Annotated in this window: 15 protein-coding genes; 5 read left to right on the top strand and 10 right to left on the bottom strand. The window is 68.0% G+C overall.

The window, feature by feature from the left end; genetic code table 11:
* The first annotated feature begins 158 nt into the window (after window positions 1–158).
* The 4 genes from N440_RS12575 (at window position 159) to N440_RS12560 (ending at window position 3,023) form a co-directional block, all read left to right on the top strand.
* Window positions 159–761: a hypothetical protein gene (locus tag N440_RS12575; RefSeq protein ID WP_133935277.1), complete on the top strand. Its 603-nt coding sequence runs from the start codon at window positions 159–161 to the stop codon at window positions 759–761.
* A 49-nt stretch (window positions 762–810) separates the two neighbouring features.
* On the top strand, window positions 811–984 hold the full coding sequence (locus tag N440_RS12570; RefSeq protein ID WP_008265759.1) for an oxidoreductase-like domain-containing protein: 174 nt from the start codon (window positions 811–813) through the stop codon (window positions 982–984).
* The gene (locus N440_RS12565; protein WP_133935276.1) at window positions 981–1,598 is read left to right on the top strand and encodes a DUF998 domain-containing protein; all 618 of its coding nucleotides are present in this window, start codon (window positions 981–983) and stop codon (window positions 1,596–1,598) included. Before N440_RS12570 ends, N440_RS12565 begins: the two co-directional genes overlap by 4 nt.
* A gap of 78 nt (window positions 1,599–1,676) precedes the next feature.
* Window positions 1,677–3,023: a virulence factor family protein gene (locus tag N440_RS12560; RefSeq protein WP_166671558.1), complete on the top strand. Its 1,347-nt coding sequence runs from the start codon at window positions 1,677–1,679 to the stop codon at window positions 3,021–3,023.
* A 29-nt stretch (window positions 3,024–3,052) separates the two neighbouring features.
* Here the strand turns inward: N440_RS12560 and mprF are convergent, their stop codons facing one another.
* Window positions 3,053–5,617, bottom strand: coding sequence for a bifunctional lysylphosphatidylglycerol flippase/synthetase MprF (gene mprF, locus N440_RS12555; RefSeq protein WP_133935274.1), 2,565 nt, complete (start codon window positions 5,615–5,617; stop codon window positions 3,053–3,055).
* Between the two features lie 192 nt (window positions 5,618–5,809).
* Between mprF and N440_RS12550 the strand changes: the two genes are divergently transcribed.
* A complete protein-coding gene (locus tag N440_RS12550; RefSeq protein WP_133935273.1) occupies window positions 5,810–6,157 on the top strand; it encodes a RidA family protein in 348 nt (115 codons plus the stop codon).
* A gap of 43 nt (window positions 6,158–6,200) precedes the next feature.
* Here N440_RS12550 and rnfB read toward each other — a convergent pair whose 3' ends face one another.
* The 9 genes from rnfB to N440_RS12505 all read right to left on the bottom strand — a co-directional run bounded on the left by rnfB (window position 6,201) and on the right by N440_RS12505 (window position 15,292).
* A complete protein-coding gene (gene rnfB / locus N440_RS12545; protein WP_133935272.1) occupies window positions 6,201–6,623 on the bottom strand; it encodes an Rnf electron transport complex subunit RnfB in 423 nt (140 codons plus the stop codon).
* A gap of 24 nt (window positions 6,624–6,647) precedes the next feature.
* Window positions 6,648–7,238 carry an HAD family hydrolase gene (locus N440_RS12540; RefSeq protein WP_133935271.1) on the bottom strand — a complete coding sequence of 197 codons (591 nt, stop codon included), beginning with the start codon at window positions 7,236–7,238 and terminating at the stop codon, window positions 6,648–6,650.
* 76 nt (window positions 7,239–7,314) lie between these two features.
* Complete coding sequence (metG, locus tag N440_RS12535; RefSeq protein ID WP_133935270.1) at window positions 7,315–9,396, bottom strand: methionine--tRNA ligase; 2,082 nt, start codon at window positions 9,394–9,396, stop codon at window positions 7,315–7,317.
* Window positions 9,397–9,496: 100 nt separating this feature from the next.
* Window positions 9,497–9,940: a DUF2147 domain-containing protein gene (locus N440_RS12530; protein WP_006462411.1), complete on the bottom strand. Its 444-nt coding sequence runs from the start codon at window positions 9,938–9,940 to the stop codon at window positions 9,497–9,499.
* Window positions 9,941–10,303: 363 nt separating this feature from the next.
* Entirely contained in the window at window positions 10,304–10,708 is a 405-nt protein-coding gene (locus N440_RS12525; protein WP_133935269.1) for a VOC family protein, read from the bottom strand.
* Window positions 10,705–11,775, bottom strand: a complete 1,071-nt coding sequence (locus tag N440_RS12520) for a serine hydrolase domain-containing protein (RefSeq protein WP_133935268.1) — start codon at window positions 11,773–11,775, stop codon at window positions 10,705–10,707. The genes N440_RS12525 and N440_RS12520 overlap by 4 nt, the downstream gene beginning before the upstream one ends.
* A 16-nt stretch (window positions 11,776–11,791) precedes the next feature.
* Window positions 11,792–13,732, bottom strand: a complete 1,941-nt coding sequence (locus N440_RS12515; RefSeq protein WP_133935267.1) for a DUF885 family protein — start codon at window positions 13,730–13,732, stop codon at window positions 11,792–11,794.
* Window positions 13,733–13,826: 94 nt separating this feature from the next.
* On the bottom strand, window positions 13,827–14,612 hold the full coding sequence (locus N440_RS12510) for a queuosine precursor transporter (RefSeq protein WP_133935266.1): 786 nt from the start codon (window positions 14,610–14,612) through the stop codon (window positions 13,827–13,829).
* Window positions 14,609–15,292: a DUF502 domain-containing protein gene (locus N440_RS12505; RefSeq protein ID WP_133935265.1), complete on the bottom strand. Its 684-nt coding sequence runs from the start codon at window positions 15,290–15,292 to the stop codon at window positions 14,609–14,611. The genes N440_RS12510 and N440_RS12505 overlap by 4 nt, the downstream gene beginning before the upstream one ends.
* Window positions 15,293–15,310 lie beyond the last annotated feature (18 nt).

Here is a 15,310-nt window from a genome sequence, read left to right as displayed (position 1 = left end):
CCGTTGGTCGGCGCCGCGGTTCATCCACAACCGGTGTGGACCAGCGCTCGACAAAGCTGTGGACAACCACGCCGAGGCCACGCCCGGCAAGCGTTGTGAGTGCGTGGTGAAAAAACAGCCAGCTTGCCCGCCGCCAACGCAGGCGGGATGATCCGGGCATGGACTTCCAACCTCTGACGCTTGCCCCGGCGCAGTGGCAGGCGCTGCAGGACAGCTATGCAACGCCGCCACGCGCCTACCACCACTTTGGCCACGTGCGTGCCGTGCTGCAGCACTGCCAGCAGGTGGCTGATGGCCCGGGCTGGCAGCAGCCGGCCGAGGTCTATCTGGCCGTGCTGTACCACGATGCGATCTACCAGGCCGGGCGCAAGGACAACGAGGCACGTTCGGCACAGTTGGCCTTGCAGGCAATCGCGCAGGCACCGGAACTGGCCGCCGTCGATGCGGCCCGGGTCGAGCAGCTGATCCTGTTGACCGCCCGCCATGGCGAGCTCGGCCCGGGTGATGTCGATGCCGAGGCCGCGCTGTTCCTGGACTGCGACATGGCGATCCTGGCCGCGCCGGAACCGGTGTTCGCCGCCTACGACCGGGGCGTGGCCGAGGAGTACACGGGCGTGGTGCCGGGCTTCCTGTACCGGGCCGGGCGCCGGCGTTTCCTGCAGGGCCTGCTGCGCGCGCCACGCATCTTCCTCAGCGACTTCTTCCACCAGCGCCTGGATGCCGCGGCCCGCGACAACCTGCGCCGGCAGCTGGGCCGCTGAGCCCGCCCGGTACACTGGGGGCTGTTTCCACCGATCACCGTTTCCGACCGTGTCCGTCCCTGATCCCGATCCCCGTCCGCTGCCACCGGAAGAGCCTGGTCCCAATGAATGCTGCGGCAGTGGCTGCCCGCTGTGCGTGCTTGACCTGTATGCCGATGAGCTGCAGCGCTACCGCAAGGCGCTGGCCGAGTGGCAGGCGCGGCATCCGGAAGCGGCGCCATGAACCGCGCGCGTCCGGCGGCGATGCTGGCACTGGTGGCGTTGCTGCTGTTCATGGCAACTGCACTGTGGACCCAGTTCGCGCGCACCGACCTGGACTGGGTGCGGGCCACGCTCAGCCTCTACCTGCATGGGCCGTGGGGGCTGGCATTGCGCGCTGCGTACTGCCTGCTGGCGCTGGCCATCGCGGTGCTGGGCATCGCGCTGTATCGCGGCAGCATCGGCCCGCGGCGCAGCGGGGCCGCGCCGCTGCTGTTCACCGTGTCCGCACTTGGGCTGGCCACCGTCGCCATCGGTGACAGCTGGCTGCCCGAGGCAACGCCGTTGCTGGCACCGTTCATCCATGGGCTGGCGGCCAACACCGCGTTCCTGTGTGCCAGCGTCGGCATGCTGCTGCAGGCCTGGTACCTGCGCCGCGAACCGGGCTGGCAGTCCGCCGCCCGCCTGCTCTGGGGCTGGGCGTGGCTGGCGTTCGTGCTTCTCTGGCTGCACGTGCTGTGGCGCGCTGGGCCGCCGCGTGGGCTGGGACAGAAGGTTGTGATTACGGTGATCGTGGGCTGGCTGCTGTACCTGGCGCTGGCGTTGTACCGCCGCAGCCGCCGCCCCGCGCCCTGCTGAACCCCCAACGGCCTGCGCCGGTACGTGCCGTGCACGCGGTGGCGGCGTATCGTGTGCGCATTCCATCGGGGCTGCGATATGAAGCGTGCAGGGCTGGGCAGGGCAATGGGTGTGGTACTGGCGCTGGCTGCGCTGCCGGCGATGGCGGCAGCCAACGTGCAGCAGTTCAGCCACGGGCGGTTCGAACAGATTCCGGTGCACATGCCGTCGGGAACGCCGCAACGGGTAGTGATCTGGTTCCATGAACCTTCTGCCGGCGGTGATACCAGCCGTTTGCCGATCGAGGCCCTGCGTGCCGATGGCGCGATGGTCGCTGCCGTGGATATCGCGCATCTGCGCGGGGTGCTCAAGCGAGAGGGTGACCCGAGCTGCTCGTTCGGTTCCGGTGACGTCGAGAACTTCTCGCGCTGGCTGCAGGCGTCGCTGCATCTGCCCGGCTATCACCTGCCGCTGGTCGGCGGCGATGGTGAAGGTGCCGAAATGGCCTACTCGCTGGCGGCGCAGGCCGATACCCAGGTATTCGCCGGCCTGCTCACCACCGGCTTCTGCCCGGACCACAGCCACGAGCGCATGGTCTGCGGCGATGGCGTGAAGCGCAACAGGTTGCAGCCCGCCGAACTGAACTTCCCGTGGTTGAGTGCGGCCGGTGATCACGGCTGCAAGGTGGGCGAGGCCAGTGGGTTCGTGCAGCAGGTCGCGATGGCGCGCGAGTTCAAGCGCACCATGCGCGGTGATGCCTCGCCGGGGCTGGTGGCTGCGGCGCGGGTGATGGGGGCGCAGGCAGGTGTCAGCCTGGCGCCGCCACCGGCCGCGTTGAAGGGCTTGCCGGTGGTGGAAGTGCCCGCCGCCGGCAACGGCGACACGCTGGCCGTGTTTGTCTCCGGCGACGGTGGCTGGGCCGGCCTGGACAAGGACGTGGCGTCGTCGCTCAACGAGCACGGCGTGGCGGTGGTCGGCATCGATTCGCTGCGCTACTTCTGGAGCGAGCGCACGCCGAAGGGCTTTGCTGCGGACCTGCAGAAGATCATCGACCACTACCGCCAGCAGTGGCACCGCGACAAGGTCATGCTGATCGGATTCTCGCAGGGCGCCGACGTGTTGCCGGCCACCATCAACCAGCTCGACGCCGATACCCGCGCAGCGCTGGACCGTATCGTGCTGCTGTCGGTCGGCAAGAAGGCCGACTTCGAGTTCCACGTCAGCAACTGGCTGGGCGGCGGCGGTGACGGCCTGCCGATCGCGCCGGAAGTGGCGAAGCTGCCGGCTGGCAAGACGTTGTGCGTGTATGGGCAGGACGACGATGACGCGTTGTGCCCGGGCCTTCCCGCCAACGATGGCGTGCAGAAGGTGAAGCTGCCGGGCGACCATCACTTCAATGGTGACTACGACCGCCTGGCCGAGGTGATCCTCAAGGGTGGGGCGTAACGCCGGGCCAGGCCCGGCGGTAGGGGGCCTCAATTCCGCCGCGGATCCAGCGAGATCAGGCGCGTGGCATCCAGCAGCGCCGCCGGCAGGTGCATGCCGCCGGGTGCTGCCAGATAGCGCGGCCGCCACTGCGGGTCGAACTTCGACTTGAAGCGGCGCAGGCCACTGAAGCCATAGAAGCGTTCGCCGTGCCGCGCCAGCAGGCCGGCCAGCCGGTTCCAGCGGCCGGCCAGCCGATGCTGGGCCAGGCCGGACAACGGCGCCATGCCCAGCGAGAAGCGCGCGTAGCCCTGCGCGCGGCCCCACAGGAACAGCTCGATGAAGAGGAAGTCCATCGTGCCCTTTGGCGCCTCGTTGACATGGCGCATCAGGTCCACCGACAGCTCGGCGCCGGCCGGTGCCTGCCACAGGTTGGCGAATGCCACGATCTGGCCTTCGGCCTCGACCAGTGCGACCGGGAAGCGCGCCAGGTAGTCCGGGTCGTAGCTGCCCAGCGAGAAGCCCTTTTCATCGCCGGCCTTGTCGTCCAGCCAGGCGTTGGAGATGGCATGCAGGCGTGGCAGCAGGCTGGGAATCTCCTCCACTGGCGCCACCCGGAATGACAGGCCGCTGCGCTTGCCGCGGTTCCAGGCCTGGCGCAGGTCGGCACGTTCGCGGCCTTCCAGGCCGAAGTCGTGCAGCGGCACGATCGCTTCCTCGCCCAGCTTGACCAGGCCCAGGCCGAGGTCAAGGTAGGTCTGCCAGTAGGTCTCGCCCACCTGGTAGAACACCGGGCGCAGGCCCAGCCGGTCGGCTTCCTCGCGGAAGCGCCAGATCAGTGCGCGGGCGACCTCCGGCGGTCCGACCGGATCGCCCATCGCGATCAGCGAACCGCCATAGCGCTGCATCATCACGAAGCCCTGCTTCGCATCATCGCGCAGCACCGCCTTGTCGGCGGTCAGCACCAGGCAGGCCTGGGTATCGGTGGCACCGGCCAGTACCGGCGCCAGCGATTGCAGCGTGGCTTCATCGGCGGCCGGCAGCGGGCTGCGGGTGCTGTGCAGCAGCCGCGCCAGGCCGAACATCACCAGCGCGATGGCCACCAGCAGCAAGGCTCGCAGCGCGCGCGGCGCATTGCCGGACACCGCGAATTCCCACCACAGCTCGTTCTGGTATTCGACATGGCTGTAGGTGAAGAACAGCAGCCAGGTGACCGCCACCAGCACCAGCCCGAGGTTGCGCAGCCATGGCCACGACCAGGCCTCGTCCAGCAGTGCGCCCTGGCGGTAGAACTCGCGGCGCGCGGCCCACAGCGCCATCGCCACCAGCAATGCGGACACGGCGATCAGCGGCTGGCCGCCGCGCAGCCACAATGGCAGCGGCGTGATCACACACACCGCCATCGCCAGCATCCACGCCGCGTGGCTGCGCCGGGACAGGCCCTGGCCGATCAGCAGCAGGGCGACACCGCTGAGGCTGCCGATCAGGTGCGAGGTTTCCAGGATCGGCAGCGAGGCGTTGACCAGATGGCGCCGTGGCGTGGGCAGTGTGCCGTCGATGACCAGCGCCGCGCCGATGCTGAACGCCGCCAGCGCGATGATCTGTGGCAGCCAAGGGCGCAGCGCGTTCCAGCCGGCGCGGGTGGCGCCGGCGCTGGCCTGCAGCGGTTGCCGTAGGGCAGGGGCCAGCGCGAGCAGGGTGGCCAGCACCAACGGCAGCACGTAGTAGGTGACACGGTAGATCAGCGCGGCGGCCAGCACCGCCGCCGGTGCGACCTGCGGCAGCAGCTTCAGCAGGCTCCATTCGAACACGCCGAGGCCGGCGGGGACGGTCGAGACCAGTCCAGCCAGCACTGCAACCAGGTACAGGCCGACGAAGCCGGGCAGGCCGGTGGGCGTCGAGTCCGGCAGCAGCACGTAGAACGCGGCGCTGGCCAGCACCAGTTCGATCACGCTGAGCACGGTGACGCCGATCATGGTGCGGCGGTCGGGCAGCCACAGGCCATGCCCGAACACGCTGAACTGACGGCCTTCGCGTCCGACCAGCAGCAGCATCGCCAGATAGGCGAACAGCGCGATGATGCCAACCACGCGCACCGCGTCCGGATTCAACGGCAGTGCCAGCGCCGCGGCTTCAGGCTCCATGCACAGCGCCACGCTGATCAGCAGCCAGGCACCGAACACGAAGCCGAGCGTACTCATCAGCACCACCTGGCCGATCTGCGCCAGGTCCAGGCCGGCGGTGCGGTAACCGCGCAGGCGCACCGCGCCACCGGTCAGCGCGGCGAAGCCCACGGTCTGGCCCAGCGTATGTGCCAGGAACGCGGTGATGCCGATGCGTGCCGGATGCACGCGGATGCCGCTGCGGCGCAGGCCGATGGCGTCAAAGCCGATCAGGCAGGCGTAGCTGGCAAGGCCCAGCACCACGGTAAGCGCGATCTGCGTACCGCTGAGTTGATGGAAGGCGTGGCGGATGGCGCGGTAGCCATTCTCATCGAACTCGTTGGCCAGCCCATGCAGGGCCAGCGCCAGGATCAGCAGCGGGATGACGATGGTAAGGACCCGCTTCCATGCCGGGGTGGAGGAAGCGGTGGCGGGGTCGGTGGTTTCGGTCATCGGCGCAAGGGTGCGTCAGGGAGGGCGAGGGCGGTGTCAACGCGGGCGTGGCGCATCGTGCGCCTGTCGCGGGCATTTGACCAGCGGGCGTGTCGGAGCCCGGTAGTGGCGTTGCGCGGCACGTCTGCGTGCACCCATCGTTGACCGCTTTGGAGGACAATGCAGGCCTGATCACCCGCAGGAGCCACGCCCATGATGGAGCGTTACGACGTCGGACCGCGCATGTCCGAAATGACCGTGTACAACAAGGTCGCCTACCTCTCCGGCCAGATTCCGGAGGACACCAGCCAGGACATCACCGGTCAGACCCGGCAGGTGCTGGCGGAAATCGACAAGCTGCTGGCGCTGGTGGCCAGTGATCGCCAGCACGTGCTGCGCGCGGAAGTGTTCCTGGCCGACATCGCCGACTTCGAGGGCATGAACAAGGCGTGGGACGAGTGGGTGGTCGAGGGTGCGACCCCGGCCCGCGCCACGTTTGAAGCCAGGCTGGCCCACGCCGAGTGGAAGGTCGAGATCGTGGTGACGGCGGCGGTGCCGTAACCATCGTGCAGGCTCAGATCCCTTTTCCTCTGGACAAGGGATCTCAGCCTTGTAGCGGGTGCACCAGCTCGATGCAGTCCACCGGGCACGGCGGAATGCACAGCTCGCAGCCGGTACACAGATCGGCGATGACCGTGTGCATGTACTTGGCACCGCCGACGATGGCATCCACCGGGCAGGCCTGGATGCATTTGGTGCAGCCGATGCAGTCGGCCTCCACGATCAACGCAACCTGCGCGGCCTTGTGCTCGCCGCGCGAGCGGTCAAACGGGATCGCCGGCAGGCCCAGCACCTGGGCCAGTGCACGCGCGCCGGCGTCACCACCCGGTGGGCAGCGGTCCACGCCCGCCTCGCCGCGCGCCATTGCCTGCGCGTAGGGGCGGCAGCCCTCGTAGCCGCATTGCCCGCATTGGGTCTGCGGCAGCAGGCGGTCGAGGCGTTCGGTCAGGGGCGGGGTCAGGCTCATGCGTGGCGAAGGCTGCGCGTTGGGTTACTTCAGGGGTTTGCCACGGAACCAGCGCTCGTGGGCCAGTGCCAGCATCGGCTTGTCTTCGGAACTGTCGCCGTAGGCATGGATGCGCACGTAACGCGACAGATCGAACTGGCGACGGATGTGCTCGACCTTGCGCGGGCCGCAGTCGCCACCGGCATAGCGACCGGTCAGGCGGCCGTCCTGGCTCTCCAGCCGGTTGCAGATCAATTGCAGGCCCAGCTGCTCGCACCACGGTTTCAGGTACAGGTCCAGCGAACCGGACACGATCACCACGGTGTGCTGCTGTTCCTTGTGCCAGCGGATCTGCTCCAGCATTTCCGGGCGCACCACCTCGGGCAGGAATTCGCGCGAGAAGCCGGCGGCCAGCGTGGTGATGTCGTCGCTGTGGCGGTCGATGAAGGTCAGGCGGGTGACGCGTGCGCGGATGCGTTCGGCCGAGATCAGTTTCAGCTTGTACGCCACCAGCCACGGGCCGACCTTCCACCACGCCTGCGCCAGCTGTTCGGCGGTGGCGACGCGGCGCAGGAAACGGCCATAGGTATCGCAGGTGGTCACGGTGTGGTCGAAGTCGAACAGCGCCAGTTCCATTCCGTTGCCTCCCATCGCATTGCCCCCGTAGCCGGTGCTGACGGCGGGCGCGGCCTGGCCACGCCCGCTGCAGGCATCAGCGGACCGGCATGCCCGGCTGCGCGCCGCTGTCGGCGTCCAGCAGCGCCAGCGCGCCGCCGTCGAAACCGGCCGACAGGATCATGCCTTCGCTCAGGCCGAAGCGCATCTTGCGCGGGGCCAGGTTGGCGATGAACACCACGCTGCGGCCAACCAGCTTCTCCGGTTCACCGTAGCTGCCGCGGATGCCGGAGAAGATCTGGCGCTTGCCCAGCTCGCCGGCATCCAGTTCAAAGCGCAGCAGCTTGTCCGAGCCGTCCACGAGTTCGCACACCAGCACCTTGCCGATGCGCAGGTCGAGCTTGGCGAAATCATCGATGCCGATGTAGGCCGGCGCGCCGGCGCTGCTTGCTTCGTCCTTGGCCGGCGCCGGTGCGGCCGGCTTGGCGGCGTCGGTCTTGGCGGTGGGGGCGGCAGCGGCGGCCGGCTGCAGGGTGTCCTTGGAGGCGTCGATCATGGCGTCAATCTTCTTCGGGTCGATACGGGTGAACAGCGGGGTGTAGTCGGTGATGCGGTGGCCCAGCAATGGCTGCACCAGGTCGGTCCAGTCGTTCACCGGCGCGGCCAGGAAGGCCTCGGCCTGCGCGGCGGTGGCCGGCAGCACCGGCTTCAGTGCGGTGACCAGCACGCGGAACAGGTTCAGGCCCTGGCTGCACACCGCCTGCAGCTGCGCATCGGCGCCTTCCTGCTTGGCGATCACCCACGGCTTGACGTCATCGATGTAGCGGTTGGCTTCGTCGGCCAGGGTCATGGTCAGGCGGATCGCCGCAGCCGGGTCGTTGCGCTCGTAGGCCTCGCGGATCGGCGCCAGGCCATCGACGAAACGCTGGTACTGCGCCGCATCGGGCAGCTGCGCGGCCAGCTGGCCGTCGAAGCGCTTGCTGATGAAGCCGGCGCAGCGGCTGGCCAGGTTGACGAACTTGCCGACCAGGTCGGCATTGACGCGGGCGATGAAATCACCCAGGTTCAGGTCGAGATCGTCGACGCCACCGCCGGACTTGGCCGCGTAGTAGTAACGCAGTGCTTCCGGTTCCAGGCCGGCGTCGAGGAAGGTGCGGGCCATCACGAAGGTGCCGCGCGACTTGCTCATCTTGGCGCCGTCCACGGTCAGGTAGCCGTTGACGTGCAGGCGGGTCGGTGCGCGATGGCCGGTACCGTGCAGCACCGCCGGCCAGAACAGACCGTGGAAGTTGACGATGTCCTTGCCGATGAAGTGGTGCAGCTCGGTGCTGGTGCCGGCACGCAGGTGCGATTCGAAGTCTTCGCCGAGCTTGCCGCACAGGGTCTGGAAGCTGGACAGGTAGCCGATCGGCGCGTCCAGCCAGACGTAGAAGTACTTGCCCGGCTGGCCGGGAATCTGGAAACCGAAGTACGGCGCGTCGCGCGAGATGTCCCACGCGCGCAGGCCGCCTTCGGCATTGAGCCACTCACCCAGCTTGGCCTTGACGCCCGGCAGGGCGACGTCGCCGGCCAGCCAGTCGCGCAGGAATGCATCGAAGTGGCCGACCTCGAAGAAGAAGTGCTCCGAATCGCGCATTTCCGGCGTGGCACCGGAGATGACCGAACGCGGTTCCTTCAGGTCGGTCGGCGCGTAGGTGGCGCCACACACTTCGCAGTTGTCGCCGTACTGGTCGGGGCTGCCGCAGTTCGGGCAGATACCCTTGACGTAGCGGTCGGGCAGGAACATGCCCTTGGCCGGGTCGTAGAACTGCGCAACCGAACGGCGGCTGATGTGGCCGGCCGCTTCCAGCTTCAGGTAGAACTGCTCGGTCAGCGCCTGGTTGGCCGCCGAGTTGGTCGAGTCGTAGTGGTCGAAGGCCACGCCGAAGGCAGCGAAATCACGCTCGTGGCTGGCCTGGATGTTGGCGATGAAGGTTTCCGGGGAGACCCCGGCCTTTTCCGCGGCCAGCATGATCGGCGTGCCATGGGTGTCGTCGGCGCAGACAAACCAGGCCTTGCCGCCGCTCATTCGCCGTGCACGCACCCAGATGTCGGCCTGGATGTAGCCGACCAGGTGGCCCAGATGCAGCGGGCCGTTGGCGTAGGGCAGGGCGGTGGTGACGAGCGCGGTACGGGTCATGGTCGCGGGGTGAAGCCGAGGGGAACCGCAGAGTATCGCATGCCCGCAACGAGGTGACCCGGCCGGGGCCGGGTCACGGGGGTGAAGCGGGCCAGGGCGCTTATTCGCGCTGCCAGGTCTGCGCGCGGCAGATGAAGGCGATGCAGCCGGACACGTCCAGCTTGGTGCCACCCGGCTGCAGTTCCATCTTCGACTTGTAGGTCTTGCCGTTGGCCGGGTCGAGGATGGTGCCACCGGACCACTTGTTGGCGCCGTCGGCCTTCAGGTTCCAGAGGATGGTCATGCCCTTCACCGGCTTGTTCTTGTTGGCGCCTTCACAGCCGTCGCAGACCGGGTTGGGACCCTTGTCCGAGTGCAGGATGTCGACCACCTTGCCGGTCAGGGTGCCATTGGCGGCCTGGGTGATCTCGACGATCGACTTCACCTTGCCGGTCTTGTCGTCGATGGTCTTCCAGCGGCCGGCGGCGCCGTCGGCGGCCTGCGCCGAGAGCGCGGCCAGGCACAGCGGCAGCGCCAGCAGCAGGGTCTTGAAGGTCTTGCGCATGGTCCCCTCCCAGGGTTCATTCCGGCACGATGCCGGTATGGGTCGACTGTATACCCATTCGGCGGGGTATGGGGAAGGGGGCTTTGCAGGGCTTGCAGCCCTGCACCTGCTCAATGCAACGGCAACGGCCAGAGCCAGAGCGGCATTCCGTGGGATGGCAGGGCACTGTGGGTTTGCGGGGACGCCGTAGACCCGTCCATGGGGGCTTGGTCGCCGCATCCATGCGGCTCACACCCCGCAAACCCACAGTGCCCCGCCTTCGACAGGTTTCGGCGATCTGTCGGCACCGCTGCTGTGGGTGGGTGTCGACCTTGGTCGACACGGATCCATGCCATGCATGGATGAATCACGATTGAAAAATGCTCAACCGACTTCGTACAGCTCCAGCGGCAGGTCGTCGGGGTCAGCGAAGAAGGTGAAGCGGCGGCCGGTGTATTCGTCCACGCGGATCGGTTCGCAGGCCACGCCATGCGCTGCCAGGCGCTGGATGAACGGCTCCAGCGCGGCCACCCGGAACGCGAGGTGGCGCAGGCCCTGGGCCTCGGGGCGGCTGGGGCGCGGCGGCGGTGAAGGGAACGAGAACAGTTCCAGCTGGCCGCCGTCGGGCAGGGCCAGGTCCAGCTTCCAGGAGTCACGCGCGGCACGGTGGTTCTCGGCCAGCACGCGCAGGCCGAGGATGCGCACGTAGAAATCCTTCGATCGCGCGTAGTCGCTGCAGATCAGTGCGGCGTGATGGATGCCCAGCAGGGCGTCGGAAGCAGCCGTCATTGCAGGGTGTCCAGCCAGCGCTGGGCGATCTTCAGCGCCAGCGGATAGGGTTCGGGATCGTTGCGGTTGGTCAGCACGATCACGGTCAGGTGCTTTTCCGGGTGGCGAACGATCACGTTGCGGAAGCCGATGCTCTCGCCGCTGTGCCATTGCACCGCGCCATTCAGCCGCCAACCGAAGCCGTAGTGCGGCACGTCAGGTTCGGTGGTCGTGGTGGCCGGGCTGAACATCGCGCGGCGCGAGGCCTTGGACAGCAGGCGGTCGTCATACAGCGCGGCATCCCAGCGGGCCAGGTCGTCCAGCGAGGAATAGATGCCGCCATCGCCGAGTACGGCGCTGGTGGTGCTCTGGTCGGTGCGCTGCCAGTGGCCGTCGATCCGGCTGTAGCCATAGGCACGTGCCGCCACCGCATCGACACTGTCCTGGTGGGCCACGGTATGGGCCATGCCCAGCGGCGCGAAGATGCGCTGCTGCAGGAAGGCTGCGAAATCCTGGCCGGAGGCGCGGCCGACGATCAGTGCCAGCAGCGCGTAGCCGCTGTTGCTGTACCGGTACTGCGTGCCGGGCGCGAAGTTCAGGCGGTCTTCGCGCGCGAGCAGGGCCAGCACGTCGGCATCGTGCACCTGGCGCGGGTCGGCCGGGTCCATCAGGTCTTCGTAGTCGAGCAGGCCGCTGGTGTGCGACAGCAGCTGACGCAGGGTGATGGCCGCCGCAGCCGGCGGGAGCTCGGGCAGCCACTGCCGGGCCGACTGGTCCAGCCCGAGCCGGCCGTCTTCCACCAGCAGCAGTACCGCCGCTGCGGTGAACTGCTTGCTGACCGAGGCCAGCCGGAAGTTGCTGGCCGGGGTGACCGGGGTGCCGTCTTCCACCACCGCCAGGCCGTAGCCGCGGCGGAATACCGGCTGCCCGTCATGCAGTACCAGCACCGCGGCACCGGGCACCTGGCCGTCGTAGGCCTGCATCAGGCCATCGATGCCCGCATCCGGTGGGGTCAGCACCGGGGCGGCGGAGCTGGCTACGGGCAGCAGGCCCAGCACGGCGACGAGCAGGACGACGGCAGGGCGCATGACGGCTCCGGTCGGGTCAGGGTGAAGGGGCGGGCGTGGCGCTGGCCGGCTGGGCCATCCAGCGTTCCATCTTGCGGTCCAGCACGTCCAGCGGCATCGAGCCGTCCTTCAGCAGTTCGGCGTGGAAACGACGCAGGTCGAAGGCCGCACCCTGGCGGGCCCTGGCCTTGTCGCGCAGCGCCACGATGGTGGTCAGGCCGGCCACGTTGGACAGCGCCTGTCCGGGCTGGGCCATGATCCGCTCGACTTCGGCGTTGGCGTCATCGCTGCTCATGTCGACCGTCTTTTGCAGGTAGGCCACGGCCTGCTGCTTGCTCCAGCCCTGTGCGTTCACGCCGGTATCGGCCACCACGCGCGCAGCACGCAGCAGGCGCGAGTACAGGTAGCCGATGCGGTCGTAGGGATCGGTGTAGATGCCGAGGTCTTCGCCCAGCGTTTCGGCGTACAGGCCCCAGCCTTCGACGAAGGCGAGATCGCCACCGAGGCGGCGGAAGCGCGGCAGCTTGGCCAGTTCCTGCTGCAGGCCCAGCTGCACGTGGTGGCCCGGGATCGCTTCATGCAGGTACTGCACCGGCACGTTCCAGCGCTTGCGGCTTGGCAGGTCACGGGTGTTGATGTACAGCACGCCTGGTTGTTCGCCTGGCGACGGCTGGTAGGCCGCGGCGGCGGCGGTCAGCGCACGCTCCGGTTCCACCGCGCGCACTTCCAGCCCGGATCTGGGCAGCGTATCCAGCACCTGCGGCAGGCGTGCGTTGACCTGCTGCTGTACCTGCCGGTAGCGGTTGATCAGCGCGTTGGCATCGCCGTACTGGAACTGGCGGTCGTTGCGCATGCTGCGCAGCAGCTTGGCCGGGGTACCGCGCAGCTTGGCATCCTTCATCACCGTGGCGATCTGGGCCTGCAGTTCCTGCACGCGCTGTTCGCCCAGCGCATGCAGCTGCGCAGCGGTCTGGTCGCTGGCGGTGGTCTGCACGATCAGGTTGGCGTACCAGGCCTGGCCATCGGGCAGCGCGCCCAGGCCGCTGCTGGCGCGCGTGGCCGGCAGGTACTCGGTGGCGATGAAGCCGCGCAGGGCACGGTAGGCCGGCATGATGCGCAGCTCGATCATGCGCTTGTATTCGGCGCTGATGCGCGCTTTGTCCTCGGCCGGGATGGTGTTGGGCATGGTACGGATCGGCGACCAGAAGATGCTCTCTTCGGCGGTCGGCTTGATCACCGCATCCAGCTGCGGCAACACCTTTTCCATCAGGTCGCGTGGCTGCACCACGCCGGCCTTCATGCCCTGGCGCATGTTGTCGATGGCCTGGTCGAACAACTCGGGAATGCCGAGCGAACGGCGCGACCAGGTGTCGTAGTCCTGCACGGTGTTGAACGGCTGCGCGCCGGCACCGGCACCGAGGATCGCCATGATGCTGCCGATGTTGTAGTACTGGCTGATCGGCATCATCCAGCTCGGGTAGCGCTCGGCGGCCAGCGAGGCGCGTGCGTCGCGCACGAAGATCTCGTAGCTGAGCAGGTCCTGGCCCTGCAGGCCGTCACTGCCGAGTTTTTCGACCTTGGCCAGCCATTGCGTGGTGAAGTCGTGCGACTGCTGGCGCCAGGCGGCCGACAGGATGTTGGGCAGCTGGTCGTTGTAACGCGGCTCGCCCTGGAAGGTCGCCTGCAGCGGGTTCAGCCGCATCGAGGCATCCCAGTATTCGTCGTACAGGCGCTCCAGCTGCACCTGCTTGGGCACGGCGCGCGCGGGGGCGACGGGACGCGGCGTGGCGCGGCGCGCCGAACTGCCGCGGGCCGGCGCGGTGGCGCGGGCGGGCTTGGCCTTGGGCTTGGCCGCCTGGCGGGTCTGCGCGGCGGCAGGGCGGCTGGCCTTCTTCTTCGCTGCTTCGGCCGACGGTACGGCACTGAACAGGAACAACGCGGCGATGGCGGCGGCCAGGACGCGGGTGGGATGCGGCATCAGGAGCTTCCGTGGAACACAGACCGTGGAGCTTGCACGATCCGGCCGCGTACGGCCAGCGTGAAGGCGCAGTCAGCTGGCGGTCGCTGGGGCTTCAGTCAGCCGCCGCGGCAGCGCGCAACGCGGCCGCGCGTTCAACGCCCAGATAACCGGTGATCGCACGTCGCATCAGGTACAGCAGGGGGATCAAGGCGATCGCAAAACCCATCTTGTAGATGTAATTGACGCTGCTGACGGCCAGGAACAGCGAGGTCGGCCAGTGCTGCGGGCCGAGCACGAAGGCGATCCAGATCACCACGAAGCTGTCGACCACCTGCGAGATCGCGGTCGAGCCGGTGGCACGCAGCCACACATGGCGTTCGCCGGTGGCCTGGCGGATGCGGTGGAACACCGCCACGTCAATCAGCTGGCCGAGCAGGAATGCCACCAGCGAACCGGCGATGGTCCACATGCCCTGGCCGAACACCGCAGCAAATGCGGCCTGGTAGTCCGGCACGCCGTGAGCATCCATCGAGGTGACCCACCAGCTGGCCGGCGCCAGCGAAATGGCCGCAAAGGCGAACAGGAAGCCGTAGCTGATCAGCACCACCGCCAGCCACGAGATGAAGCGCACGCCGCGCTTGCCGAAGAACTCGTTGATGGTGTCGGTCATGATGAACACCACCGGCCACAGCAGGGTGCCGGCGGTGAAACTCAACGAGCCGGTCTGGCCGAACAGGTTCCAGTTCAGCGGATCGATGCCCAGCGTGTCTTCCAGGGCGAAGATCTTCACCCCGATCAGCTCGGCCAGCACTGCGTTGCCGCAGAAGAACGCGGCCAGCACGATGAACAGCAGGACCGCGCGGTCCTGCAGCGGGCGCTCGATCGGCGCCGGAGTCATTCGGCGCGATCGCCGGCGCGGGTGAACGGCACGCTGGACGGTGCCACGGCGCCGCCGGAAATGATGAAGCTCATGGCCTGGTCGACGGTCCAGTCGGTCGGGGTCAGCAGCTCCACCGGCACGATCTCCAGATAGCCCGATGTCGGGTTCGGCGTGGTCGGCACGTACACCGCGGCCAGTTCACGGTCAGTGCCGTGTTCCTTGATCACGCGGGTAACCAGCCCGACCGATTTCATGTCACGGTGCGGGAAGTCGATCAGCACCACGCGCTGGGTGCTGCCCGGCTCGGTCTGCAGCATGTCCAGCAGCTTCTTGGCGCTGTCGTAGATGATGCTGGCCAGCGGAATGCGCTTGATGACCGCACCCACCCAGCGCAGCAGGCGCTGGCCGAGCACGCGGCGGCTGGCGACGCCCACCGCCAGGATCACCAGCAACGTGGCCAGCAGGGCGATGGTGTCCTGGATCCATTCGGCGTGCACCCAGCCGAGGTAGTGCGGGAAGCTGGTCGCGATCTGCTCGGACAGCGGCACCACCAGCGGGCTGGAAATACCCGACAGCAGTACGAACACGAACTTGACCACGACCCAGGTCAGCCAGATCGGCAGCAGGGTCAGCAGGCCGGTCAGGAACAGGCGCTGCAGGGAGGGGCGGGGAACCAGGGCGGGGGCTTCGAGCGACATGTGCGCATTGTAGCGGTC

This window comes from Stenotrophomonas sp. CC22-02 (genome assembly GCF_004365115.1).
Classification (GTDB): Bacteria; Pseudomonadota; Gammaproteobacteria; order Xanthomonadales; family Xanthomonadaceae; genus Stenotrophomonas; species Stenotrophomonas forensis.
This window is presented reverse-complemented; position numbering and strand designations above follow the sequence as displayed.